General features: G+C 65.6%; 26 protein-coding genes. 11 read left to right on the top strand and 15 right to left on the bottom strand.

The window, feature by feature from the left end; genetic code table 11:
• Positions 1-5: 5 nt before the first annotated feature.
• On the bottom strand, positions 6-1,292 hold the full coding sequence (locus NJG22_RS15440; RefSeq protein WP_253095694.1) for an MFS transporter: 1,287 nt from the start codon (positions 1,290-1,292) through the stop codon (positions 6-8).
• A gap of 129 nt (positions 1,293-1,421) precedes the next feature.
• Here NJG22_RS15440 and NJG22_RS15435 point away from each other — a divergent pair, with 129 nt between their 5' ends.
• A complete protein-coding gene (locus NJG22_RS15435) occupies positions 1,422-2,333 on the top strand; it encodes a LysR family transcriptional regulator (protein ID WP_253095692.1) in 912 nt (303 codons plus the stop codon).
• Between the two features lie 234 nt (positions 2,334-2,567).
• On the opposite strand, the gene NJG22_RS15430 is transcribed toward NJG22_RS15435, so the two are convergent.
• From NJG22_RS15430 to NJG22_RS15420, 3 genes are read right to left on the bottom strand one after another with little or no spacing between them, the layout of a single operon-like run.
• Complete coding sequence (locus NJG22_RS15430) at positions 2,568-3,089, bottom strand: DUF2937 family protein (RefSeq protein ID WP_253095690.1); 522 nt, start codon at positions 3,087-3,089, stop codon at positions 2,568-2,570.
• Between the two features lie 9 nt (positions 3,090-3,098).
• Positions 3,099-3,872, bottom strand: coding sequence for a class II glutamine amidotransferase (locus NJG22_RS15425; RefSeq protein WP_253095688.1), 774 nt, complete (start codon positions 3,870-3,872; stop codon positions 3,099-3,101).
• A gap of 16 nt (positions 3,873-3,888) precedes the next feature.
• Positions 3,889-4,398: an MFS transporter gene (locus NJG22_RS15420; protein WP_217849271.1), complete on the bottom strand. Its 510-nt coding sequence runs from the start codon at positions 4,396-4,398 to the stop codon at positions 3,889-3,891.
• Positions 4,399-4,520: 122 nt separating this feature from the next.
• On the opposite strand from NJG22_RS15420, the gene NJG22_RS15415 reads away from it, so the two are divergent.
• Together NJG22_RS15415 and NJG22_RS15410 are read left to right on the top strand one after the other, a co-directional pair.
• Positions 4,521-6,563: a S9 family peptidase gene (locus NJG22_RS15415; protein WP_253095686.1), complete on the top strand. Its 2,043-nt coding sequence runs from the start codon at positions 4,521-4,523 to the stop codon at positions 6,561-6,563.
• Positions 6,564-6,738: 175 nt separating this feature from the next.
• Positions 6,739-7,212 carry a cyclic nucleotide-binding domain-containing protein gene (locus NJG22_RS15410; protein ID WP_253095684.1) on the top strand — a complete coding sequence of 158 codons (474 nt, stop codon included), beginning with the start codon at positions 6,739-6,741 and terminating at the stop codon, positions 7,210-7,212.
• Here the strand turns inward: NJG22_RS15410 and NJG22_RS15405 are convergent.
• On the bottom strand, positions 7,209-7,484 hold the full coding sequence (locus NJG22_RS15405) for a hypothetical protein (RefSeq protein ID WP_253095682.1): 276 nt from the start codon (positions 7,482-7,484) through the stop codon (positions 7,209-7,211). The two genes, NJG22_RS15410 and NJG22_RS15405, sit on opposite strands and share 4 nt — an antisense overlap.
• A gap of 132 nt (positions 7,485-7,616) precedes the next feature.
• On the opposite strand from NJG22_RS15405, the gene NJG22_RS15400 reads away from it, so the two are divergent.
• The 3 genes from NJG22_RS15400 to NJG22_RS15390 all read left to right on the top strand — a co-directional run bounded on the left by NJG22_RS15400 (position 7,617) and on the right by NJG22_RS15390 (position 9,274).
• The gene (locus NJG22_RS15400; RefSeq protein WP_023632486.1) at positions 7,617-7,982 is read left to right on the top strand and encodes a YajD family HNH nuclease; all 366 of its coding nucleotides are present in this window, start codon (positions 7,617-7,619) and stop codon (positions 7,980-7,982) included.
• Between the two features lie 71 nt (positions 7,983-8,053).
• The gene (locus NJG22_RS15395) at positions 8,054-8,524 is read left to right on the top strand and encodes an RNA methyltransferase (protein ID WP_253095679.1); all 471 of its coding nucleotides are present in this window, start codon (positions 8,054-8,056) and stop codon (positions 8,522-8,524) included.
• A gap of 426 nt (positions 8,525-8,950) precedes the next feature.
• Positions 8,951-9,274, top strand: coding sequence for a DUF2892 domain-containing protein (locus NJG22_RS15390; protein ID WP_253095677.1), 324 nt, complete (start codon positions 8,951-8,953; stop codon positions 9,272-9,274).
• 66 nt (positions 9,275-9,340) lie between these two features.
• On the opposite strand, the gene NJG22_RS15385 is transcribed toward NJG22_RS15390, so the two are convergent.
• Both NJG22_RS15385 and NJG22_RS15380 read right to left on the bottom strand, forming a co-directional pair.
• On the bottom strand, positions 9,341-10,549 hold the full coding sequence (locus NJG22_RS15385) for a hypothetical protein (RefSeq protein WP_253095675.1): 1,209 nt from the start codon (positions 10,547-10,549) through the stop codon (positions 9,341-9,343).
• Positions 10,550-10,575: 26 nt separating this feature from the next.
• Complete coding sequence (locus NJG22_RS15380; RefSeq protein ID WP_253095673.1) at positions 10,576-11,025, bottom strand: YcgN family cysteine cluster protein; 450 nt, start codon at positions 11,023-11,025, stop codon at positions 10,576-10,578.
• A 145-nt stretch (positions 11,026-11,170) separates the two neighbouring features.
• On the opposite strand from NJG22_RS15380, the gene NJG22_RS15375 reads away from it, so the two are divergent.
• The gene (locus NJG22_RS15375; RefSeq protein ID WP_253095671.1) at positions 11,171-11,764 is read left to right on the top strand and encodes a nitroreductase family protein; all 594 of its coding nucleotides are present in this window, start codon (positions 11,171-11,173) and stop codon (positions 11,762-11,764) included.
• 111 nt (positions 11,765-11,875) lie between these two features.
• Here NJG22_RS15375 and NJG22_RS15370 read toward each other — a convergent pair whose 3' ends face one another.
• From NJG22_RS15370 to NJG22_RS15350, 5 genes are all read right to left on the bottom strand, one after another.
• Positions 11,876-12,808 (bottom strand): D-2-hydroxyacid dehydrogenase, encoded by a 933-nt coding sequence (locus NJG22_RS15370; RefSeq protein ID WP_253095669.1) that lies wholly within the window; start codon positions 12,806-12,808, stop codon positions 11,876-11,878.
• A 73-nt stretch (positions 12,809-12,881) separates the two neighbouring features.
• Positions 12,882-13,175, bottom strand: coding sequence for a YcgL domain-containing protein (locus NJG22_RS15365; protein ID WP_253095667.1), 294 nt, complete (start codon positions 13,173-13,175; stop codon positions 12,882-12,884).
• Positions 13,172-14,305, bottom strand: a complete 1,134-nt coding sequence (gene rnd, locus NJG22_RS15360; RefSeq protein WP_253095665.1) for a ribonuclease D — start codon at positions 14,303-14,305, stop codon at positions 13,172-13,174. The genes NJG22_RS15365 and rnd overlap by 4 nt, the downstream gene beginning before the upstream one ends.
• 100 nt (positions 14,306-14,405) lie before the next feature.
• On the bottom strand, positions 14,406-16,043 hold the full coding sequence (locus NJG22_RS15355; RefSeq protein WP_253095663.1) for a phosphoethanolamine--lipid A transferase: 1,638 nt from the start codon (positions 16,041-16,043) through the stop codon (positions 14,406-14,408).
• A gap of 165 nt (positions 16,044-16,208) precedes the next feature.
• Positions 16,209-16,574 carry a 5-carboxymethyl-2-hydroxymuconate Delta-isomerase gene (locus NJG22_RS15350; RefSeq protein ID WP_253095661.1) on the bottom strand — a complete coding sequence of 122 codons (366 nt, stop codon included), beginning with the start codon at positions 16,572-16,574 and terminating at the stop codon, positions 16,209-16,211.
• Between the two features lie 117 nt (positions 16,575-16,691).
• Between NJG22_RS15350 and NJG22_RS15345 the strand changes: the two genes are divergently transcribed.
• Entirely contained in the window at positions 16,692-16,928 is a 237-nt protein-coding gene (locus NJG22_RS15345; RefSeq protein ID WP_217849298.1) for a DUF465 domain-containing protein, read from the top strand.
• 136 nt (positions 16,929-17,064) lie between these two features.
• On the opposite strand, the gene NJG22_RS15340 is transcribed toward NJG22_RS15345, so the two are convergent.
• A complete protein-coding gene (locus NJG22_RS15340; protein ID WP_253095766.1) occupies positions 17,065-18,246 on the bottom strand; it encodes an aminotransferase class I/II-fold pyridoxal phosphate-dependent enzyme in 1,182 nt (393 codons plus the stop codon).
• 154 nt (positions 18,247-18,400) lie between these two features.
• Here NJG22_RS15340 and NJG22_RS15335 point away from each other — a divergent pair, with 154 nt between their 5' ends.
• Both NJG22_RS15335 and NJG22_RS15330 read left to right on the top strand, forming a co-directional pair.
• Positions 18,401-18,859 carry an Lrp/AsnC family transcriptional regulator gene (locus NJG22_RS15335; protein WP_217849300.1) on the top strand — a complete coding sequence of 153 codons (459 nt, stop codon included), beginning with the start codon at positions 18,401-18,403 and terminating at the stop codon, positions 18,857-18,859.
• Positions 18,860-19,110: 251 nt separating this feature from the next.
• The gene (locus NJG22_RS15330) at positions 19,111-19,338 is read left to right on the top strand and encodes a YheU family protein (RefSeq protein ID WP_253095764.1); all 228 of its coding nucleotides are present in this window, start codon (positions 19,111-19,113) and stop codon (positions 19,336-19,338) included.
• Between the two features lie 7 nt (positions 19,339-19,345).
• Here NJG22_RS15330 and NJG22_RS15325 read toward each other — a convergent pair whose 3' ends face one another.
• Both NJG22_RS15325 and NJG22_RS15320 read right to left on the bottom strand, forming a co-directional pair.
• Positions 19,346-19,534, bottom strand: coding sequence for a carbon storage regulator (locus NJG22_RS15325; RefSeq protein WP_217853464.1), 189 nt, complete (start codon positions 19,532-19,534; stop codon positions 19,346-19,348).
• A gap of 125 nt (positions 19,535-19,659) precedes the next feature.
• A complete protein-coding gene (locus tag NJG22_RS15320) occupies positions 19,660-20,475 on the bottom strand; it encodes an SDR family oxidoreductase (RefSeq protein ID WP_253095658.1) in 816 nt (271 codons plus the stop codon).
• A 204-nt stretch (positions 20,476-20,679) separates the two neighbouring features.
• Here NJG22_RS15320 and NJG22_RS15315 point away from each other — a divergent pair, with 204 nt between their 5' ends.
• Positions 20,680-20,832 carry a DUF3309 family protein gene (locus NJG22_RS15315; RefSeq protein ID WP_134689280.1) on the top strand — a complete coding sequence of 51 codons (153 nt, stop codon included), beginning with the start codon at positions 20,680-20,682 and terminating at the stop codon, positions 20,830-20,832.
• Positions 20,833-20,887 lie beyond the last annotated feature (55 nt).

Genomic DNA, 20,887 nt, shown 5'->3' with positions numbered 1-20,887 from the left:
CTACCTTAGCGCGCCTGGAGTTGTTTGCCGCGGGTTTCCGGCAGGCTCAACGCCGCCAGGATCACCACGCCGTAGGACACCGCGGCGAAGGCGCCAATACCCAGGCCCAACGGGATCTTTTCACCCAGCAGGCCGATCAGCAGCGGGAACAGCGCCGCGATGACCTTGCCGATGTTGTAGCAGAAACCCTGCCCCGAGCCACGCACGCGGGTGGGGAACAGTTCGGTGAGGAACGCGCCCATGCCGCTGAAGATGCCCGAGGCGAAGAAGCCCAGCGGGAAGCCCAGCCACAGCATCACCTGGTCGCTGACCGGCAGTTGGGTATAGAGCAGCACGATGACGAACGAACCCACGGCGAACAGGATGAAGTTCTTCTTGCGCCCCAGCAGGTCGCACAGGTACGCGCTGACCACATAGCCGATGTAGGAGCCGACGATGACCATGGCCAGGTAGCCGCCGGTACCAAGCACGCTCAGGCCGCGCTCGCTCTTGAGGAAGGTCGGCAACCACGAGGTGATGGCGTAGTACCCGCCCAGCGCACCGGTGGTCAGCAGCGAGGCGCGGATGGTGGTCCAGAGCATGCCGGGGGCGAAGATCTCGTAGAAGTGCGAAGGGGCCTCGGCCTTTTCCACGGCCTTGGCCTGGCGGTAGATTTCCGGGTCCTTGACCAGGCGCCGGACGAAGATCACGAACAGTGCCGGCAACAGCCCCAGCAGGAACAATGCGCGCCAGGCCTGCTCGGCCGGCAGCCAGGTGAACAGCAGCGCGTAGAGGATCGCGGTCAGGCCCCAGCCTATCGCCCAGCCCGACTGCACCATGCCCACCGCCTTGCCACGGTCCTGGGCACGGATCACCTCGCCGATCAACACCGCGCCGGCGGTCCACTCGCCACCGAAGCCAAAGCCCATCAGGGTACGGGCGATCAGTAATTGCTCGTAGTTCTGGGCGAAGCCGCACAGGAAGGTGAAGAAGGCGAACCACAGCACCGTCAGCTGCAAGGTGCGCACCCGGCCGATGCGGTCGGAGAGAATCCCGGCGATCCAGCCGCCCAGGGCCGAGGCGATCAGGGTACTGGTGTGGATCAGCCCGGCCTCGGCGGTGGTGATGCCCCACAGCATGATCAGGGTGGGGATGACGAAACTCAGCATCTGCGTGTCCATGCCGTCCAGGCCATAGCCGATCTTGCAGCTCCAGAAGGTGCGGCGTTGCTGGGAGTCGATGTCGCGGTACCAGGCGAAGGGGCCGCTCGAAGATCGGGCGGGGGCCTGCTGCTGCACGCCGGTCGGGTTCATGATTGCCTCGGCTTGTTGGTATTGTTCTACGGGCGACGTCGAGGTCGCGGCCTGGACGCCATGTTCGAAGGCCGGTGCCCCGGCCGTCCAACGAGAAAAACCGTCGGTCTGGAACAAGAAAATCTGATCATGAACCTCCGTTTCCTCGAAACCTTCGTCTGGGTCGCCCGGCTCAAGAGCTTCCGCCTCACCGCCGAGAAGCTGTTCACCACCCAGGCCTCGGTGTCCAGCCGCATCGCCGCGCTGGAGGCCGACCTGGGGGTCAAGCTGCTGCTGCGCGACTCGCGCGGCGTCAGCCTGACCCCCGAGGGCGGCAAGGTGCTGGAGTACGCCGAGCGCATGCTCGACACGGCCAAGGCCATGAAGCAGTCGCTGGACAGCGACCGGGCCAAGACCGGGCACATCCGCCTGGGGGTCATGGACACGGTGATCCACACCTGGATGAGCGCGCTGGTGGCGGAACTGGGCGAGCGTTACCCGCAGGTGGAGATCGAGCTGGTGGCCGACACCGCGCTGAACCTGCGCGAGCAACTGCAGAAGGGCTTTCTCGACGTGATCCTGCAGACCGACCTGCTGCGCGAGGCATCGATCCGCAGCCAGGACCTGGCCCGCTACCCCATGGGCTGGCTGGTCGCCGCCGGCTCGCCGCAGCAGCGCGCCTACGCCGACCTGGCGCAGCTGGCCCGCGAGCGGATCATCACTTTCTCGAAGAACTCACGGCCGCACCAGGAAGTGCTCAGCCTGTTGCAGGGCGCCGGGGCCGAGGCGCCGCGGCTGAACTGCGTGAACTCGGTGGCGGCCATCACCCGTCTGCTGCGCGACGGCTTCGGCATCGGCGCCTTGCCACCGGCGCTGGTGGATGGCGAATTAAGCCGCGGTGAACTGGTGTTGCTCACCGGCTTGCAACCGCCGCCGAGCCTGGAGCTGGTAGTGGCCTGGCAAACCGGTGTGGCGCTGGTGGACGAGGTGGTGGGGGTATGCCGGCAGGTGCTGGAGCGCTATGCGCGGGATGTGGGCGGGCAGCGGATCGTGCTGGTCTGAAAGGCCCTTTCGCCGGCAAGGCCGGCTCCTACAGGTTGAGCGCGGCCCCTGTAGGCCAGCCTTGCTGGCGAACCTAGTGTGGTGTTTCACAAATAACGACCCTAATTCGCGGTGCTTTTTGCGCTCATGCCGCGTTGTCGCTCCTCGCCGTAGCTGGGCTACGACTCGTCGCGACGCCTTGCTTGAGCACAAAAATCACGCGCGAATTATGGGTCGTATTTGCAAAACACCACACTAGCGCCAGCTCTCTTTCACCGCCTTGCGCCGCCCACCGAGGATCACCCAGCCCAGCACCAGCAACAGGCTCTCGACCACGAAGGCCAGCACGAACCCGGCGCCGATCCCCCAGCCGATCGCCTCGGGCACCAGCAGGATCTGGTAGCTGTAGCCCTTGAGCGTCTCGTCACGCAAGGTCGGCTCCGGCTGCACCAGCACGTGCCAGGTGCGACTCAGCCACGAGCCTTGCAGGGCCTGCCACTCATGCTCCAGCGCCTGGTTGCGGATCAACAGGCTGTCGATGCTGTTGGCATCGCTGTTGAACACCGGGTCATCACTGCCACGGTAATGCCGCACCAACGCCTGCAAGTCGCCATTGAAGAAGCGCTGCGCGGTCTGGCGGAAACCATCGAGGGCCTGGCGCGACTCGAGCAGGTGCGCCTCGACGCGCTGGCTGTAGTCCTTGACCAGGCCGGGCACCTGGATACCGGCCAGCAAGCCGAAGGTGAACAAAATCAGGCGCAGGTAACTTCTGAACATGCCGGATCCTTAGCTCTGCCCGTGGGCAACGCACTCACCGTGACGCCACAGGGCCCATTGACCCGGCCCATAGCGGTTCCAGGTCTCGTTCTCGGTCAAGGCCTCGGTGGCGATCACCGTGACCACGTCGTTGGGGGTGGTTTGCGTGTGGAAGTCGACGATCAGGTCGACGTCCTTCAAGCGCGCCGCGCCAAACGGTGCGCGGCGGGTAATGTGTACCAGCTTGGTCGAACAGAAGCAGAACAGCCAGTCACCATCGCTGAGCAGGCAGTTGAACACGCCCTTGCCGCGGTACTCGGCGCAGGCCTCGACCAGCACCGGCAACAATTGCTCGACCGCCACCGGCTCGGGGAAGGCTTCGCGCACGCGGTTGAGCAAATCGCAGAACGCCGCCTCGCTGTCGGTGTCGCCGACCGGACGGTAAAAGGTGCGCGAACCACTGAAGTCACCCAGCTGGCCGTTGTGCGCGAAGCACCAGTTGCGCCCCCACAGCTCGCGCACGAACGGGTGGGTGTTGGACAGGCAGACCTTGCCGACGTTGGCCTGGCGAATATGGCCGATGACCACTTCGCTCTTGATCGGGTAGCGCTGCACCAGGTTGGCCACTTCCGACTCGCTGCTCGCCGCCGGGTCCTGGAACAGGCGCAGGCCACGGCCTTCGTAGAAGCCGATGCCCCAGCCGTCGCGGTGCGGGCCGGTACGCCCGCCGCGCTGCATCAGGCCGGTGAAGCTGAAGACGATATCGGTGGGGACATTGGCGCTCATGCCCAGCAGTTCGCACATGCTCGCGGCTCCTGGCTTACAGACGTGGCTCGACCCGGCCCTGGCCGGGGCCCGCGCGACGCACCGGGGCGGCCGGCGGCTCGTCGCGGTAGCGATCCTGGCGGTTGGCGACCACCGGCGTCTCGACCATGGCCTGGTCATCGTCCTGCTTCTGCCGCTGGGCGGCGGCCTCGCGCTGGGCGCGGCGCTCGCGGGCACGCTTTTCCAGCGGCCAGCGGATCAGGACGAAGACGATGTACAGGGCAAAGGCAAGCATGCCGTACATGGCCAGGTCCGAGGCCGCGCGCCAGGCGTTGTTGCCGACCTTGAAGGCGACATCCAGCGCGGTGATGGCGATGGCCGGGGCGAAGCTCTCCTTGACCGGGTCGACGATGGTCGGGGCAAACAGCAGCACGGCGATGATCACCCGCAGCGGCTCGCGCAGCCAGCGCCACATCCAGCCGGTCAGCTTGAAGCCCACCAGCAGGCAGCCCAAGGCGGCAACGGCGTACAGGCCCCAGGCCAGCGTATAGTCGTGTTCGGTCATGGTGTTCGTGCAAGCCAGGCGAAGAGACGCCTATGATAAACACTTTTCCCGGCGCAGGCTGCCCCCGAACCGCAAGGGACCTGCAGCGACTCCTCGCGAGTCCACAATCGACGAGATCACCCATGCCCCTACCCCTTCCCGCCCCGATCGCCCATCAAGCCGAAGGCAACGATCCCTACGCCTGGTTGCAGCAGCGCGACACCCCCGAGGTCCTGGCCTACCTGGAAGCGGAAAACGCCTACCAGCAAGCCGTCCTCGCCGGCCAGGCGCCACTGCGCGAACAGCTGTTCGAAGAAATCAAAGGCCGCATCCTCGAGACCGACCTGTCGCTGCCCTCGCCCTGGGGCCCATACCTCTACTACACCCGCACCACCGCGGGCGACGAATACCCACGCCATTATCGCTGCCCGCGCCCGGCCGACGACAGCAACACCGTCGATGCAAGCCACGAGGAGCTGCTGCTCGATCCCAACGCCTTGGCCAATGGCGGCTTTCTTTCCCTCGGCGCGTTCAGCGTCAGCCCTGACCACCGCCTGCTGGCCTACAGCCTGGACACCAGCGGCGACGAAATCTACACCCTGTACGTCAAGGACCTGGCCAGCGGCGCGCTGACCACCCTGCCCTTCGACGACTGCGATGGCAGCATGACCTGGGCCAATGACAGCCAGACGCTGTTCTTCGCCGAACTGGACGACACGCATCGCCCCTGGCGCCTGCGTCGCCACACCCTGGGCGAGGCTGGCGCCGTCACGGTGTTCGAGGAGCCCGACGGGCGCTTCTTCCTGCACTGCTACCGCGCCAGCTCCGAGCGCCAGCTGGTGCTGCTGCTCAACAGCAAGACCACCAGCGAGGCCTGGGTACTCGATGCCGCCACGCCGCAGGCTGATTTCACCTGCCTGGCGCCGCGGGTCGAAGGCCACGAATACTTCCCCGACCACGGCCAGCTCGACGGTCAGTGGCGCTGGTTCGTGCGCAGCAACCAGGCCGGCATCAACTTCGCCCTGTACCATGCGCCGGCCGACAGCGTGCCGACCCGCGAGCAGTGGCAGGTATTGGTACCGCACCGCGACGACGTCATGCTCGAAGGGCTCAGCCTCAATGCCTCGGCGCTGGCCCTGAGCCTGCGCGAAGGCGGCCTGCCGATCATCGAGGTGCACCCACAGGGGTTGCCGGCCTACCGCGTCGAGCTGCCGGACGCGGCCTACAGCCTCTACGTGCAGGACAGCCTGGAATTCGCCAGCACCCGCATCCGCCTGCGCTACGAGGCGCTCAACCGCCCGGCCCAGGTACGCCAGCTGGAACTGGCCACGGGTGAGCAGCAGGTGCTCAAGCAGACCCCGGTACTGGGTGCGTTCGACGCCGACGACTACATCAGCCAGCGCCTGTGGGCGGTGGCCAAGGACGGCACCCGGGTGCCGATCAGCCTGGTGCGCCGCCGCGCCGACGAGGGCCAGTGCGTACCGTTGTACCTCTACGGCTACGGCGCCTACGGCGAAAGCCTCGACCCGTGGTTTTCCCATGCCCGCCTGAGCCTGCTGGAGCGCGGCGTGGCCTTCGCCATTGCCCATGTGCGCGGCGGCGGCGAGCTGGGCGAGGCCTGGTACCGGGCCGGCAAGCAGGCACACAAGCACAACAGTTTCGACGACTTCATCGCCTGTGCCGAGCACCTGATCGCCGAGGGCGTGACCACCCGCGAGCGCCTGGCCATCAGCGGCGGCAGTGCCGGCGGCCTATTGATGGGCGCGGTGCTCAACCTGCGCCCGGAGCTGTTCCGTTGCGCCATCGCCGAAGTGCCATTCGTCGATGTGCTCAACACCATGCTCGACCCCGAGCTGCCGCTGACCGTCACCGAGTACGACGAGTGGGGTAACCCCGAGGAGCCAGAGGTGTACGCGCGGATCAAGGCCTACGCCCCCTATGAGAACGTCAAGGCCCAGGCCTACCCGGCCATGCTGGTGATCGCCGGCTACAACGACAGCCGCGTGCAGTACTGGGAAGCGGCCAAGTGGGTGGCACGCCTGCGCACGCGCAAGACCGACGACAACCTGCTGCTGCTCAAGACCGAGATGGGCGCCGGCCACGGGGGCATGAGCGGGCGCTACCAGGGGCTGCGCGACGTGGCGCTGGAATATGCTTTCGTCTTCAATGAACTGGGCGTGGTGTAAAACGCGATTTTCGTTGTCATAGGGTGCGCAACGGCGAGGGCTTTGCCCTCGTTTCGCGACACAAGGCCGCTCCCACAGATTCCGCGCTATGCCTGTGGGAGCGGCCTCGTGTCGCGAAAGGGCTGCGCAGCAGCCCCGACAATTCCAGGACAGCACCCGGTGAGCACAACAACACATGCCCGACACCCAGCACCTGAACGCCGAAATCCGCGACATGCTCATGGACTGCGGCCTGTTCGACACCCTGCAGCCCGGTGATTTCCTCGCCGCCGCCGGCTACTTCAGCCTCACCGCCGTCGCCCAGGGCCAGACCCTGTTCAGCGAAGGCGACGCTGGCACCTTCATGTGCATCCTCCACCGCGGCGTGGTTTCGGTGCGCAAGACCGACGCCAGCGGCGCCCTGGTGGAGATCGCCACCCTGCGCAAGGGCCGCGCCTTCGGCGAGATGGCCGTGCTCGACGGCGAACGCCGCTCGGCCACCTGCGTGGCCGCCAGCGACTGCCAACTGCTGACCCTGGGCAAGGACTCGCTGGAAAGGATGCTCAACGAAGCGCCACGGATTGCCGCGCGAATCATCCGCGCACTGGCCGTGGCGCTGTCCAAGCGCCTGCGCATGCAGGACGGCCAGCGCCTGTCGCAGCAGGTTTAGTCGGCCTTGGGCGCTGGCTGCGGTGGCGTCGGCTGCAAGCCCGGCAACGGCTGGTCCTTGGGCGGCCCCGGCACCGGCATCGGAGGCAACAACGGCGCACCGGGCCGGTTGGCGCCGGCCTTGGGCGGCGTGCTCGGGGTGATCTGCGGGTAGGGTGTCGGCGTCGGCGTCCCCGGTGCCCCCGGGACGGTCGTGAGCGGCCGCTGCTGACCTGCAGCATCGGCCAACGGCACTGCGCCAAGCAATAGTGCGGCGAGGATTGCATGCAGCATCTGCAGCCTCCTGTCAGAAACCTTCCTACAGGCTATGCCCAATGGCGCATTTTTGCCTGTCCGCCCGCCCGACTGGCGCGCTAGACTCAAGAACATAACCGTCATTGCCCCGATTAGAAAAAAGGTAACACCATGAGTTCCACCTCCGACGCCACCGCCCGCCTCGACCGTATCCTCGCCGACGCCAAGCGCGACAAGGAAATGGGCTACCGCGACAAGGCGCTGAAAATGTACCCTCACGTCTGCGGCCGCTGCACCCGTGAGTTCTCCGGCAAGCGCCTGTCGGAACTGACCGTGCACCACCGTGACCACAACCACGACAACAACCCACAGGATGGCTCCAACTGGGAGCTGCTGTGCCTGTACTGCCACGACAACGAGCACGCCCGCTACACCGACCAGCAATATTTCAGCGAAGGTTCGCTGAGCACGCCGAAGGTTGCCGTGGCCACCCACAACCCGTTCGCCGGCCTCGCCGCGCTGATGAAGAAGGACTGACCGTCGATTGCCGCCCCCGGCGTGTCGGCAAGCCCGTATAATCGCGCTTTTTTTGCGAAGGGCCCCGACACGTGGCGAACAAACGGTACAGCTGCATCGGCCTGTTCAACCCCAAATCGGCCGAGAACGTCGGCTCGGTGATGCGCGCGGCAGGCTGTTATGGCGTCAACTCGGTGTTCTACACCGGCAAGCGCTATGAGCGCGCCCGCGATTTCGTCACCGACACCAAGCGGGTGCACTACGACATCCCGCTGATCGGCATCGACGACCTGCAACGCATCATTCCGTTGGGCTGCACGCCGGTGGCGGTAGAGCTGGTGGAAGGTGCGCGGCCTCTGCCCGAATACACCCACCCGGACCGGGCGATCTATATCTTCGGGCCTGAGGATGGCTCGCTGAGCGAGGACGTGCGTGGTTGGTGCGAAGAGACCATCTACATCCCGACCCAGGGTTGCATGAACCTTGCGGCGACGGTCAACGTGGTGCTGTATGACCGCATGGCCAAGGGCCTCAATACCCGCTCGGGGCCGAAGTTCAAGTAGGCCGGTCAGGCCCTTTCGCCGGCAAGGCCGGCTCCTACAGCTGTGTCCTCCTGCACCCGCTGGAACTGCCCGGTTGCCGATGCCGATTAAGAGGCTAACGCCAAACCCAGTGAGCGACAGCTGCGTCAGTGCAGGCGCCGCGCGTAACTTCGCGACTTCAGGAGGCCGGAGCGGCAAGCATTGATCGCGCGTGGGCCACCCGCCGTAAACCATGCAGCGCCTGGTGGCCCTCGCGCGATCAACAGCCCTCGCCCCACTATGCAAGAACACCTATCGCGCGCTTAGAAGCAATCAAAAGCAGAGCAACAGCAACTTATATGTTCATGAGACTCGGAGTTGGCCGGGGTGCCGCCCAGGCAATAAAAGTGAACGCTCGTATGCCCGCCAGCGTCTGCTGAACATCACCGACCTGAGGAGGCCCCGGCAATGCACGATTTCCACGCCACAACGGATGCACCGCAACCCAATGTCCATGGCCTGGAGCGCTTCAGTTCTCTGGCTGGGGGCGCGTTGATGATCACCAAGGGCCTACGCCATGGCGGCCTGCTGGGCATGCTGCAGGTCGCCGTGGGTGGCCTGGCCCTGACCCGAGGCCTGAGCGGGCATTGCTCGACCAAGGCCTGGTGGCAACGCCATCGCGCCGAGTACCTGCGCCTGCACCGCGACATCGAACGCGGGGCGGCGGAACTCAAGGCCCTGCAGGCCAGCGCCGAAGCGGCGACCCGTACCGCGACAGTGACTGGCGGATGAATGCATCCCAGGCACAAGGGCGCCACCGCGTGGGAGCGGGCTTGCCCCGCGAACAAAGACCCGCGCCTAGCGCAACACCTTGCCCTGCAACACATCGGACTGGCGCCCAAGCACGTTCTCGCTGATCTGCACGAACTCCGCGGTGCTGACGCTTGACAGGCGCATCAGCGCCCGGGCGACATCGTCCAGCGAGCGCTTGTCGTGGCTGTGCAGGCGGATCTCACGGTCCAGCGCCTGCAGCAGCAACACGCCACGGGCCACCTGCGCGGGGGTGGCCTTGGTGCCCTTGAGGTGGTTCACCTTGTCGCCCAACTTGTGCAGGCGCGCCTGCGACGCCTCGTAACGGTCGTCGCTCATGCCCCCGGCACGGCGCAACAGCTCGGTGGCGTAATAGTCGGCCAGGCTCTCGCCGAGCCAGTCACTGCCGTCGCGGTCGTTGATCTGGGCGAACAACTGCACCAGCTCGCGCAGCACCGGGCTGCTGCCGTTCTCGCTGACCAGCGGCCGGCCACTGTGCACGTACAGCGAGTTGTTGCCCGGCAGCACGCCACGCCACATCTCGTCGCGGGCACCGACCAGCAGCAGCTTGGCCGGATTGCGCGGGAATACCGCCTGCAACTGCGGCCAGACGAAAGTCAGCAAGGTCAGCGTGTCCATGCGCCGCATGCCCTGCCCTTGCGGCGCGGCGACGGTCACCTCGGTATCGCCCAGGCGGGCGCGGCGGCTGCCGAGGTTGCCGGCCAGCATCCAGCCGGTGGGGCGGTCGAACAGACGCGAGACATCATCGATGCGAAACTTTTGCCGGCCAATGCGTGGCCAGGCGGTCTCGACGCTCTTCCAGCCCGCCGGCAGATCGAAGGCCAGGCGCGACACCAGCTCGGTACCATCCTGCTGGTCAAGGCGCGCCGGCGGTACCAGCTGATCGCCACGAAACAGTGCCCAGTGTGCGGTGATCCGCGCCTCGTGGGCGCCGCCCCTGGGTTGCTGGTCGAGCAGTACCCGGTAGCTGAGGCTGGTCTTGCCCGGTGCCGGACGCCAGACGCCGCGCCCGTTGTGCACCTGCCACTGGCCATCGGCAAGGAAGTCGCTGTAGGCATTGGTCTTGCCCAGGTCGAAGTCCAGGCTACGCACCGCGCTGCCCTCGGCCAGGGTCAGGCGCACCTCGGCCTGGCCGCTCTGCGGCAGCAGGCGCACCTGGTAATCGAGGTCGACTTTCTTCGCCAGCGCCTGCGTACTGAGCAGCAGGCCAAGCACCATCAACAGCGGGCGACGCATAGCGAAACTCCTTGTAGCCGCGAGGCTCAGCCCGCGCGAAAGATCAGGTGGTCTTCCCAGTCGTCTTCATCCACGTCCTGTTCACTGAGCATCCGCCCTGACCGGGAAATGCGCTGCTCATGCACCTGCTGGCGATCCCCGCACACCAGGTGATGCCAGGCCGGCAGGTCCTGGCCTTCGCTGACCAGGCGGTAACCGCAGGTGGGCGGCAACCACTTGAACTGGTCGGCCTTGCCCGGGGTCAGCTGGATGCAGTCGGGCACCTGCTGGAAGCGGTTGGGGTAGTCGCTGCACGCGCAGGTGCCGAGGTCGAGCAGCTTGCAGGCAATGCTGGTGTAATAGACGCTGTTGTCCTCTTCGTCCTCGAGCTTCTGCAAGCAGCACAGGCCACAGCCGTCACACAGCGACTCCCACTCCTGGGCGTCGAGCTGCTCGAGGGTCTTGCGCCGCCAGAAGGGCGCGGTATCGGCGATCATCACACGGTTTCCTGCAGTCAACTTCAATCCGCGGCGCGCGGCGGCGCCAGTCTAGAGGCAGTCCGGCGGCAATGCCAGACCGCTTGTCAGTGCTCGCCGGACACAGTAGCGTGCGGTCTTTGACCCCGCCCTTGCAGGAGCAGCCATGAGCGCCACCCCACGCATCGCCGACTATGCCATCAACGAGCAGTTCATCAACCGCTGGTCGCCCCGTGCCTTCAGCGACGAGCCGATCAGCCAGCAGACCCTGTTGAGCTTCCTCGAAGCCGCGCGCTGGGCGCCTTCGGCCTACAACTCGCAGCCGTGGCGCTTCCTCTACGCGCGCCGCGACACGCCAAGCTGGACGCGCTACCTGGATATCCTCAACGAATTCAACCGCAGCTGGGCGCAGCACGCCTCGGCGCTGGTGCTGATCCTCTCCAAGACCACCTTCGCCGCGCCCGGCTCCGATGAAGAAAAACCCGCCCTGTGGCACACCTTCGACACCGGTTCCGCCTGGGGTCACCTGGCGCTGCAAGCCAGCATCAGCGGCTGGCACACCCACGGCATGGCCGGCTTCGACCAGGACCTGGCCCGCCGCGAGCTGAAGATCCCCGAGGGCTACGCGCTGCATGCCATGGTGGCGATCGGCAAGCTGGGCGACAAGGCGACCCTGGCCGAAGCGCTGCAGGCCCGCGAGATGCCAAGCCCGCGCCGGCCGCTGAGCGAGCTGGCGGCCGAAGGCGAGTTCAGCTTGTAACGCGACCTTTGCAGGCGCCAGCGCGCAACTGGCGAACAGCGGCAACGCGGTGTCATGCACCGCGTTGCCTGGTTCGCCAGCAAGGCTGGCTCCTACAACGTGTGGCTTGCCTCAATAACCGCGGGCGAAATCCACTTCGCCACGCAACCCCTGCCCTGCCGCGTACGCCTGCGCATTGTCGACGAACAACCGCGCCATCGCCAGCGGCGAGGTCGGCGCCGAGCTGTGGCCGGTCAGCAGCAGCCCCCAGGCGGTCCAGAACGGATGGCGCTGCGGCAGCGGCTCCTGGCGGCAGACATCGATCACCGCCCCGGCCAGATGCCCCTGCTTGAGCGCCTCGACCAGGTCGGCATCGACCACCGCCACGCCACGCCCGGCATTGATGAACAGCGCGCTGGGCTGGAAGCACTTGAACAGCGCCGCGTCATACAGATCGTGCGTGGCCGGGGTATCGGGCAACAGGTTGAGCACGTAGTCGACCTGGCCAACCAGACGCGGCAGTTGCTCGAGCCCGGCTACCTCGACGAACGGCGCCTGCGCGCGGGCGCTGCTGGCCACGCCGTACAGCTCGACGCCGAAGGGTTGCAGGAACTCAGCCACCCGCTGGCCAATATCGCCGGTACCGACGATCAGCACCCGACGCCCTTCAAGGGTGCGCCCTGGGCGGTCATCCCAGCGCCGCTCGACCTGGCTGACCAGGCGCGACAGCACTTCGCGCTCATGGCCGAGCATATAGGTGAGCATGTATTCGGCCATCACCTGGCCGAAGATACCCACGGCGCGGGTCAGGCGATAATCACGCGGCAAGCCGTCGGCCAACAGCGGGGTGATGCCAGCCCAGGTCGACTGCATCCAAACGGGCTTGTGGCCCTGGCGCAGCAGGCTGGCCAGCAGGTCCGGCTGGCCCAGCCAGACCGGGCATTGCGGGGCGAAGCGCGCCAGTTCGGCGGAATCGCCGCTGGTCAGGACCTCCAGGTCCGGTGCCAGCTCGCCCAGCAGGCGAGCATAGTGGGCATGATCCTGTTCAGCGATCAGAACACGCATGGGCAAACACAACCTTGGCAAACAACGAAAGCGGCCCGCCAGGCGGGCCGCAGGGACAGGCGCGCGGCCCGGCTCAGGCCGGGTCGTTGCGGCGCAGCAGCTCTTCGGGCAGGTGCTCGATGTAGTCGTCTTCCGGCGGCGGCATCTGCAGGTGGTAGCCCTGGTTGTCGAGGTTTTCCAGAACCTTGGCGATGTCCTCGCGGGCCAGCTTGCGCTCGGGGGTCAGCACCAGGTCGAAGGCGTGCAGCGGCGTGCCGAAGAACGGCAGCAACGCCTCGGGCACGCGGGCCAGGCCGTCGGCCTTGAGCACGTAGAGGTACATCTCGTTCTTGCGTGGGCTTTTGTAGATGGAGCAAATGCGTTTCATCGGGAATCTCCGGCGCCCGCCAGGTCGTCCAGCAGGGCCTGGCCCATGCGCTCGCGGCGCCAGCCGCGCAGGGCATCGGGCAGTTGATAGGGGCCGTTGGGGTAGCCGCTCCTGAGCAGCGCTTCGAGGGCTTTTTTACGCAGCATCAGCTCCGGGGCGATGCCCAGGCGCTCGCCCTCGGCCTGGCCGATGGCGCGCAGGCGCTTGAGGATGCCGGCGGCCTCGATCGGCAGCGGCTCGGGCAGCGGCGCTGGCCACTGCTCCTGCGGCAGCGCGGCGGCACGCTTGATCAGCTGGATGAGCTGTTCGCCGTCCTGGCGGATGGTCCTTGGGTGCATCTCGTCGATTTTCGCCAGGGCCGACAGTGAGTCGGGCTGGCTCTTGGCCATGGGCCACAGCGAGTGCTCCTTGAGGATACGGTTGCGGGGCACATCGCGGCTGCGGGCTTCGCGCTCGCGCCAGGCACACAGCTCGCGCAGCACCGCCAGCTGCTGGCCGCCCAGCTTCCAGGCCAGCTTGACGTCGCGGTACAGGGTCTCGGGCTCGACTTCGCGGCGCAGCGCGGCGACCAGCTCGGCACCGTCCTCGAGCACCCAGGCGTACTTGTCATCGGACAATCGCGGGCGCAGCGCGGTGAACAGTTCTGCCAGGTGCACCGCATCCTCGGCGGCGTAGCTGACCTGGGTGTCCGACAGCGGGCGTTGCAGCCAGTCGGAGCGGGTCTCGCCCTTGGGCAGGTCGATGCCCAGCACGTCCTGGACCAGGCGCGAATAGCCCATCGAGAATCCGATGTTCAGGTAGCCTGCGGCCAGTTGCGTGTCGAATAGCGGTTGCGGCAGCTTGCCGGTCAGGCGCAACAACACCTCGAGGTCTTCGCTGCAGGCGTGCAGCACCTTGACCACGCCGCTGTCCTCGAGCAGCCCGGCCAGCGGCTGCCAGTCGCGGATCAGCAACGGGTCGATGAGGAAGGCCCGCTGGCCATCGCCGATCTGGATCAGCCCGGCCTTCGGGTAAAAGGTATCGACCCGCATGAATTCGGTGTCGAGCGCCACGAAAGGCAGTTCGCGCCAGCTTTGGCAGTGCTCGGCCAGGGTCTGGTCGTCACGGATCCAGTGAATATCGATGGCCACGAGGCTCTCCCACTAACATTGGCGCGCAGTATATACGGCGCGGGCGCTCTGGGTGAAACCTCGCAAGCCACGCCATCCTTGGTACCGACCGCGGTGGCGGTCAGCGATCGGCCGCCAGCCAGGGGCGGCAGCCGGCAAACAGGTCCAGCGACTGCTGGTAGACCCCGGTGCGCACCTGCAACAGGCCGAGCATCGAGTGGAACAGGTTGTCCTGGGACAACGGCGCATCGCGCAGCTTGGCCAGGCAATCGGTGTCCAGGCCGAAATCCTGCTGGTAGCTGTCGGAGAACCAGGCCAGCAGCGGCACGTGCTTCTGCTGGTCGGGCGCCATCATGTACGGCGTGCCGTGCAGGAACAGGTTGTACTCGCCCAGCGACTCGCCATGGTCGGACAGGTAGATCATCGCGGTGTCGACCTTGTCCTGCTTGGCGCGCAGGGTATCGATCAACGAGGCCAGCACCTGGTCGGTATAGCGCAAGGTGTTGTCGTAGGCATTGACGATTTCCTGCTCGCTGCATTGGTTCAACGCGTTGCTGCGGCACACCGGGGTGAACGCCTCGGCGCCGGCCGGGTAGCGCTTGAAGTACTCCGGGCCATGGCTGCCCATTTGATGCAGCACCAGTACGGTGTCCTGGCCGAGGTTGTCGATCAGCTCGGCGAGGCCCTGCAGCAGGATCTGGTCATGGCATTCGCCGCTGGCGCACAGGGTCGGATCCTTGAGGTTGCTGACATCGATGAACTGCACTCGGTCGCAGGTGCCCTTGCAGCCGCTCTGGTTGTCACGCCACTGCACCGCCAGGCCGGCGCGCTGGAGGATATCGAGCAACCCCTCGCGGTTCTTCGCCACGCTGGGCACATAGTCCTTGCGGCCCATGCCGGAGAACATGCACGGCACCGACACGGCGGTCTCGGTACCGCAGGAATGCACGTCGGTGAAGCTCAGCAAGCCCTGTTCCTTGGCCAGTTGCGGAGTAGTGTCGCGGGCATAGCCAAGCACGCCGAAGTTGTCCGCCCGGGCACTCTCGCCCACCACCAGCACTGTCAGCGACTTGCGTGCATGGTGCTGCCAGGCGGCATCGCGGCGAGCATCTTCGCCATAGGCCTGGAAGGGCTGGGCGGCGCTGCCGATCTGTTCGCGAACGTAGCCGAACGAAGCACCGACGATATTGCTCGGGGTGAGCATCAGGCGCAGTTCATGGTGGTTGCGCAACAGCGAGGAAAGCCCCTGGTAATTGACCAGCGCCACCGAGCCCAGCGCCGCCACGCAGGCGCCGCTGACCACCAGCTTGCCCAGCAACTCGCGGTGCCAGGGCCGATAGGCGATGTTGGCCTTCCATACCAGCAGCGACGGCAATACGCCAAGCAGCAGGATATACAAGGCAAACTTCAACGACAGCAGGTCGCGGACTTCCGCGGCATTGGTTTCGGCAACGTTGCGAAACATGCCGGCATCTATAAGTACGCCGTATTGGTTCATGAAGTAAGCGACCGCCGCGCCGCTCAGGAACAATACAATCAGCACCGGCTTCAATACATAACGAAACGCCAACAAGGTGAGAATAAGATTGAACGCGAACAGCATCATTACCGCGAAGGCCAGGCTCAGCCACAGCCCCACCATGCCGGGCGGCACAATGGCTTCGAGGTGTTCCCAGAGAAACAAGTTCATGCCGATCAGCAGGTACAGGCTGGCCAGCAACGTGACCCATTCAGTCCGCAGGGATTTAAGTGTGAGCATGGCATTCGCATTAAAGGTTCAACAGCGGCCAACAGGCCCGCACGGGCAGGTTGGGAAGTTGCGCGAACTTTAGGAATGCGAGCATCAATTTTTTGTGAAAAAGACGCCAACGAATTGCTGGATTGACGTCTTTCATGGATTAAACAACTTTCATTGAGCCGCCATTCAGCCCGGCAGGCGAAGCTTGGCGTACGGCGCGCGGTCGATGTCCAGCACTTCCACGCACAGCTGGATGTCCAGCCCGGCCTGGGCGGGGACCGCCTCGTGCAGCACCTCGAGCAGGCTGCTGGCCAGCTGCTGCTTGACCTGCTCGGAGCGGCCGCTGAGGATCGCCAAGCGCACATGGGCGAACGCCCGCTCGCCCGGCGCGGTGCCGACGCGGTACTGGGCGAAGGCCTGGGCGCGGCTCTTGATGTCCAGTTCCTCGGCGAACTGGCCGCTGCCGACCAGGGCGTGGTTGAGGCGCAGCAACAGCACGTCGACCTTGAGGTCGCGCAGGTTGTCGCTGTATTCGAGGTTCAAGTGAGGCATGGTGCGGGTTCCGTTCACGCAGGAGGATGCGACAGCCTACCCCAGTCCCGCAATGGGGCAAAGGCGACTATCCTCAGGGTTCAGGCTCGTTCGACAACCCGCCAGAGAGGTGAAGAAATGCCCGTTCCGCATGATTTGCTCGCAGACCTGCACGTTTCCGCCGAGCAGTTCCAGGCCCTCATCGACAAGGACCACGACCTGCACAAGCTGCACAAGGAATACAACGCCAAGGACAAGGAAGTGGTAGCCGCCGAAGGCAACGGCACCAATGACGACACGGTCAATCTGCTGCGCAGGGAACGCTTGCTGCTCAAGGACAAGATCGAAAGGATCGTCCATCCGCCCAAATCCTGAATCGACTCCTTCAAGGGAACGCATCCCCCTGTAGGAGCCGGCCTTGCCGGCGAACACCGGCAAGGCCGGTGCCATCCACTGCGTTGCCTGCAACGCCCGCAAGGCCGGCGCCCACGGGCCTAGAAGCTCCCGACGTTCACGCCTGGGCCGAAGCCTGCAGCGCCGTCTGCAGATCCTCGATCAGATCGCGATAGTCCTCGATCCCCACCGACAACCGCAGCAGGTTCTCGCTGATCCCCATCGCCCCCTTCTGCTCCGGGCTCAGGGAGTTGTGCGACATGCTCCAGGAGTGGTTGATCATGCTCTCCACCCCGCCCAGCGAGTCGGCCAGTACGAAGATCGACAGCGCCTCGACCAGGCGGTTGACCGCGGCCCGATCGCCCTTGATGCGCAGGGCCACCACCGCGCCGCCGGTACGCATCTGGCGCTTGCCGAGGGCATGCTGCGGATGGCTCTCGAGCCCCGGATAGAACACCTGCTCGACCTGCGGGTGCTGCTCGAGGAACTGCGCCACGCGCAGCGCGTTGGCGCTCTGGCGCTCCATGCGCACGTCGAGGGTCTTGAGTCCGCGCAAGGCCAGGTAGCAGTCGAACGGCCCCTGGATCGCGCCGACCGCCATGCTGATCTTGCGCAGACGCCCCAGCAGTTCGTGGTTGGCCGCCACCACCACGCCGCCGGTGAGGTCGGAGTGGCCGCCGATGTACTTGCTCGCCGAGTGCATCACCAGGTCCACGCCCAGGGTGATCGGCTGCTGGTTCCACGGCGAGCAGAAGGTGTTGTCGATGCAGGTCAGCACACCGCGGGCGCGGGCCAGGTCGCAGACCGCCTTGATGTCCACCAGGTGCAGCAGCGGGTTGGTCGGCGACTCGATCCAGATCAGTTGCGTGTCCGGGCGGATCGCCGCCGCCACGGCGTCGGTGTCGTTGAGGTCGACGTAGGTGGTGGTCAGCCCCGAGGTGCGCCCGCGGTAGTCTTCCAGCAGGCGGAAGGTACCGCCGTAGACACCGTTCATCACCACCACGTGGGCATCCTTGGACAACAGCTCGAGCACCGTGGCGGTGGCGCTGACGCCCGAGGCGCAGGCGACCGCGCCAACGCCCTCTTCCAGCGCCGCGACGCAGGTTTCGTAGGCATGCCGGGTCGGGTTGCCGACCCGGCTGTAGGCGTATTCGGGGTTGTCGTCCAGGCCGCGCTTGATGAACGAGCTGGAGGTGACGATGGCCGGGAAGATGGCATTGTCGGCGACACTGGACTGTTCGCCGGCGTGGATGGTACGGGTGGCGAAATTGCGCGGCTTGTCGGACATGTTCGGGCCCATGGGCTGAGGATGGAAAACCGCCACTATCTCATATCCGCCCCGGCCCGGCGCTGTCGGAACGTTACTGTCGCTCACCACGGCGCTGGTGGTTTCAATGCGCTGTGCCAGCGGCTACTCTCTGGAAACTTTTTCTCTTTTCAGGCTGCAGCACGCAATGGACAGTTTCGACCAGCACATCCTCACCCTGCTCCAGCGTGACGCCTCGATCTCGCTCAAGGACCTGGCCGAAGCGGTCAACCTGTCGACCACGCCGTGCTGGAAGCGGGTCAAGCGCCTGGAGGAAGACGGCTACATCAAGGGCCGCGTCGCCCTGCTCGACCCGGTGCGCCTGGGCCTGGGGCTGACGGTGTTCGTCCAGCTCAAGACCCAGCGCCACGACAGTGCCTGGCTGGCGCAGTTCGCCGCCACGGTGACGGCGTTCGAGGAGGTGATGGAGGTGTACCGCATGTCCGGCGACTGGGACTACATGCTGCGGGTGGTGGTGGGCGACATCGGCGCCTACGACCGCTTCTACAAGAAGCTGATCACCAGCACCGACGGGCTGTCGAACATCACCTCGAGCTTTGCCATGGAGCAGATGAAGTACACCACGGCGTATCCGGTGCATCGCTGATGCCGTTCGGCGCGAGCCCTGTGGGAGCGGTTGTACCCGCGAGCACCGCATCGCCAATTTCGCCAGCAAGGCTGGCTCCTACAGGTGTTGCAGGCTTTAACCGTTGTAGGAGCCGGCTTGCCGGCGAACACCGGCGCAGCCGGTGCCATCCTTCGCGCCGCCTGCTTCGCCAGCAAGGCTGGCTCCTAAAACAGCATGCTCATGCAATTTCACGTAGCATGCGCACATTCCCCACCACCATCGCCCAGACCATGCTGATCCCCCACGAGCAACTCGAAGCCGAAACCCTGACCCGCCTGATCGAGGACTTCGTCACCCGCGACGGCACCGACAACGGCGACGACACGCCGCTGGAAACCCGCGTGCTACGGGTGCGCCAGGCGCTGGCCAAGGGGCAGGCGTTCATCCTGTTCGACATGGACAGCCAGCAGTGCCAGTTGCTGGCCAAGCACGACGTGCCACGGGAACTGCTCGACTGAGCCGGCCTCAGGCTTGCGCCTTGTCCTGGGCCTGCTCCTTGATCCGCTTGTACACCTCGACCCGGTGCACCTCCACCTCGCGCGGAGCGATGATGCCGAAGCGCACCTGGCCACTGCGCTCGATACCCATCACCTGGATCCTGATGTCATCTGCGATGACGATCACCTCGCCCACTTCACGTCCGATTACCAGCATGTTCCAGTCCTCCTGCTCATGGGAAAACCGGAGACTGCACCCTGGCCTTTCACCTACTCAATCGTTCGCCCGATAAATAGACCTGCCCTACCTAGCGCGGTAATAACTCCTACAGATCATTCCTGTTAATGCGTGTTTCTGCGCTGCTTCGCGCGCATTTTCACCGCCATCTCGGCCATCTCGTCATACAGCCGCTGCGGCGCCTGGCACTTGGTTTGCCAAGCCTGGCGCCCGGCTTCGTGCGGCAGGATGAGGAACTCCCCCGCCGCGACCTTGGCATGGATATGCTCGGCGATATCGGCAGCGCTGATCGGCGAGCCCTCCAGCAGCTTGCCGACCTGGGCCTTCATCGCCGGGTCCGGGCCGCGGAACGAGTCGAGCAGGTTGGTCTGGAAGAACGACGGGCAGACCACATGCACCGCCACCTCGACCTGGCGCAGTTCCACCAGCAGGCTCTCGGACAGCGCCAGCACGCCGGCCTTGGCGACGTTGTAGTTGCTCATCCCCGGGCCCTGCATCAGGGCCGCCATCGAGGCGATATTGATGATCCGCCCGCGGCTGCGCTCGAGCTGCGCCAAGAATGCCTTGCAGCCCTTGACCACGCCCATCAGGTTGACCGCGATCTGCCAGTCCCAGTCCTCCAGGGACAGCTCGGCGAAGAAACCGCCTGCGGCCACCCCGGCATTGTTGACGATCGCGTCGATGCCGCCGAACTTCTCCTCGCAGGCCTGGGCCAGGGCGGTGAGCTGGCTGTAGTCGCGCACATCGCAGCGCTGGACGAAGCCGTCGCCACCGGCCTGGCGCACCAGCGCCAGGGTTTCGCTCAAGCCGGCCTCGTTGACGTCGGCCAGGGCAAGGCGCCAGCCGTCACGGGCCCAGCGCAGGGCAATCTCGCGACCCAGGCCGGAGCCGGCCCCGGTGATCATCATTCGGTTGTGCATGGTCAAGCGCCTTGAACAGTGGAATTGGCCTGGAGTCTAGCCACAACAGGCTCGCCGGCGGTGTGGCATCAGGGTGCTGAATAAGCGGCTATCCAGCGTGCAGGCACAGGCGACGGATTGAATCTTTGCCCACCGGCGCCGGTCGGAATTCATAAGCGCCCGGCTTCGCGCGCCCCAGCCCTTCCCTCACGCAAGGACTCCACCATGACCACGATCCTCATCATCATCCTGATCCTGCTGCTGATCGGTGGCTTACCGGTCTTCCCCCACTCCCGCGCCTGGGGCTACGGCCCGTCCGGTATCGTCGGCGTGGTGCTGGTGATCCTGCTGATCCTGGTATTGCTGGGCCACATATGACGCCCTGAAACGACAACGCCCCGGCCGAAGCCGGGGCGTTGTACGTTCAGCGCAA

The sequence above is a fragment of the Pseudomonas sp. VA159-2 genome, assembly GCF_024126635.1.
GTDB classification, from domain to species: Bacteria; Pseudomonadota; Gammaproteobacteria; order Pseudomonadales; family Pseudomonadaceae; genus Aquipseudomonas; species Aquipseudomonas muyukensis.
The sequence above is the reverse complement of the archived record's forward strand: the minus strand, read 5'-3'. Positions and strand labels throughout refer to the sequence as shown.

Excerpts from the sequence above, each read along its gene's own strand:
- NJG22_RS15440 (WP_253095694.1), bottom strand. The coding sequence starts at position 1,292 with ATGAACCCGACCGGCGTGCAGCAGCAGGCCCCCGCCCGATCTTCGAGC.
- NJG22_RS15435 (WP_253095692.1), top strand. The coding sequence starts at position 1,422 with ATGAACCTCCGTTTCCTCGAAACCTTCGTCTGGGTCGCCCGGCTCAAG.
- NJG22_RS15430 (WP_253095690.1), bottom strand. The coding sequence starts at position 3,089 with ATGTTCAGAAGTTACCTGCGCCTGATTTTGTTCACCTTCGGCTTGCTG.
- NJG22_RS15425 (WP_253095688.1), bottom strand. The coding sequence starts at position 3,872 with ATGTGCGAACTGCTGGGCATGAGCGCCAATGTCCCCACCGATATCGTC.
- NJG22_RS15420 (WP_217849271.1), bottom strand. The coding sequence starts at position 4,398 with ATGACCGAACACGACTATACGCTGGCCTGGGGCCTGTACGCCGTTGCC.
- NJG22_RS15415 (WP_253095686.1), top strand. The coding sequence starts at position 4,521 with ATGCCCCTACCCCTTCCCGCCCCGATCGCCCATCAAGCCGAAGGCAAC.
- NJG22_RS15410 (WP_253095684.1), top strand. The coding sequence starts at position 6,739 with ATGCCCGACACCCAGCACCTGAACGCCGAAATCCGCGACATGCTCATG.
- NJG22_RS15405 (WP_253095682.1), bottom strand. The coding sequence starts at position 7,484 with ATGCTGCATGCAATCCTCGCCGCACTATTGCTTGGCGCAGTGCCGTTG.
- NJG22_RS15400 (WP_023632486.1), top strand. The coding sequence starts at position 7,617 with ATGAGTTCCACCTCCGACGCCACCGCCCGCCTCGACCGTATCCTCGCC.
- NJG22_RS15390 (WP_253095677.1), top strand. The coding sequence starts at position 8,951 with ATGCACGATTTCCACGCCACAACGGATGCACCGCAACCCAATGTCCAT.
- NJG22_RS15385 (WP_253095675.1), bottom strand. The coding sequence starts at position 10,549 with ATGCGTCGCCCGCTGTTGATGGTGCTTGGCCTGCTGCTCAGTACGCAG.
- NJG22_RS15380 (WP_253095673.1), bottom strand. The coding sequence starts at position 11,025 with ATGATCGCCGATACCGCGCCCTTCTGGCGGCGCAAGACCCTCGAGCAG.
- NJG22_RS15375 (WP_253095671.1), top strand. The coding sequence starts at position 11,171 with ATGAGCGCCACCCCACGCATCGCCGACTATGCCATCAACGAGCAGTTC.
- NJG22_RS15370 (WP_253095669.1), bottom strand. The coding sequence starts at position 12,808 with ATGCGTGTTCTGATCGCTGAACAGGATCATGCCCACTATGCTCGCCTG.
- NJG22_RS15365 (WP_253095667.1), bottom strand. The coding sequence starts at position 13,175 with ATGAAACGCATTTGCTCCATCTACAAAAGCCCACGCAAGAACGAGATG.
- NJG22_RS15355 (WP_253095663.1), bottom strand. The coding sequence starts at position 16,043 with ATGCTCACACTTAAATCCCTGCGGACTGAATGGGTCACGTTGCTGGCC.
- NJG22_RS15350 (WP_253095661.1), bottom strand. The coding sequence starts at position 16,574 with ATGCCTCACTTGAACCTCGAATACAGCGACAACCTGCGCGACCTCAAG.
- NJG22_RS15345 (WP_217849298.1), top strand. The coding sequence starts at position 16,692 with ATGCCCGTTCCGCATGATTTGCTCGCAGACCTGCACGTTTCCGCCGAG.
- NJG22_RS15340 (WP_253095766.1), bottom strand. The coding sequence starts at position 18,246 with ATGGGCCCGAACATGTCCGACAAGCCGCGCAATTTCGCCACCCGTACC.
- NJG22_RS15335 (WP_217849300.1), top strand. The coding sequence starts at position 18,401 with ATGGACAGTTTCGACCAGCACATCCTCACCCTGCTCCAGCGTGACGCC.
- NJG22_RS15330 (WP_253095764.1), top strand. The coding sequence starts at position 19,111 with ATGCTGATCCCCCACGAGCAACTCGAAGCCGAAACCCTGACCCGCCTG.
- NJG22_RS15325 (WP_217853464.1), bottom strand. The coding sequence starts at position 19,534 with ATGCTGGTAATCGGACGTGAAGTGGGCGAGGTGATCGTCATCGCAGAT.
- NJG22_RS15320 (WP_253095658.1), bottom strand. The coding sequence starts at position 20,475 with ATGCACAACCGAATGATGATCACCGGGGCCGGCTCCGGCCTGGGTCGC.
- NJG22_RS15315 (WP_134689280.1), top strand. The coding sequence starts at position 20,680 with ATGACCACGATCCTCATCATCATCCTGATCCTGCTGCTGATCGGTGGC.